Genomic DNA, 1,112 nt, shown 5'->3' on the forward strand with positions numbered 1-1,112 from the left:
AAGAAATATTGAATTTCTTCATGCGAGGTATTTGCTCATGAATCGTTTCTTCAAGAAGTTTCATAAGCAGATCGACTTCATATTGTGGTCGATTCCAATTTTCACTCGAAAATGCAAAAACAGTTAAAGCACGAACGCCAGTTTTAACACAATGTTCAACAATAGGGTCAAGAACATTTTTACCCTCTCTGTGCCCATCGCCTTTTTGCATTTGATTTTTCTTTGCAAAGCGATTGTTGCCATCCATGATGATGGCAACATGCTGAGGAAGATGATACTCTTCTGAATCGGTCATAAAAATTAGACCTTCATCAATTCTGCTTCTTTCGCTGCTAGACGCTTGTCTACTTCTGCAACATATTTATCAGTGATTTTTTGGATATCATCGCCTGCACGACGCTCATCATCTTCAGAAATTTCTTTCTCTTTTAACAATGCCTTGATATCACCTAATACATCACGACGAATATTACGGATAGCAACTTTCGCATTTTCAGCTTCACTACGAGCGATTTTCTGCATATCACGACGTGTTTCTTCAGTTAAAGCTGGCAAAGGTACACGGATTGAATCAGCAGTAATAGGATTTAAACCTAAATCACTTTCACGAATTGCTTTATCAATTGCAGCAACCATCGTACGTTCAAATGGTTGAACGATAAGCGTACGAGAATCTTCAACACCAACGTTCGCTACTTGGTTTAAAGGCACATCAGAACCATAGTAAGGAACCATTACCCCATTTAAAATTGATGGGTGTGCACGGCCGGTACGAACTTTAGCAAACCCTTGTTCCAAAGACTCAAGAGTTTTTAACATACGCTGTTCGCTGTCTTTTTTCAGATCGTTAATCATATGATCTTCCTTACTTATTTATTCAAGGATGTATATAACAAATTTAATTTAGCGCTAGTATAAAGAGCTTTACGGCACACGTACATTATTTAGTAACGCGTGTACCCTCTTTTTCACCCATTACCACTGACAATAGCGCACCAGATTTATTCATATCAAATACTTGTAATGGAACATTATGGTCACGGCATAAGCAAATTGCCGTTAAATCCATAACACCCAGTTTTTCATCTAACACTTGGTCAAATGTTAAATGG

2 protein-coding genes and 1 pseudogene are annotated in these 1,112 nt (G+C 37.9%); all 3 read right to left on the minus strand.

Annotated features, from left to right (window positions below):
- On the minus strand, positions 1–295 hold a 295-nt coding region (locus VXQ92_RS20270), incomplete at its 3' end, for an undecaprenyl diphosphate synthase family protein (protein ID WP_416682995.1).
- 5 nt (positions 296–300) lie between these two features.
- A complete protein-coding gene (gene frr / locus VXQ92_RS20275) occupies positions 301–855 on the minus strand; it encodes a ribosome recycling factor (protein WP_000606428.1) in 555 nt (184 codons plus the stop codon).
- Positions 856–940: 85 nt separating this feature from the next.
- Positions 941–1,112 (minus strand): annotated as a pseudogene (locus tag VXQ92_RS20280) (UMP kinase); the annotation flags it as partial.

Source organism: Acinetobacter sp. 228, assembly GCF_048147885.1.

Excerpts from the sequence above, each read along its gene's own strand:
- frr (WP_000606428.1), bottom strand. The coding sequence starts at position 855 with ATGATTAACGATCTGAAAAAAGACAGCGAACAGCGTATGTTAAAAACT.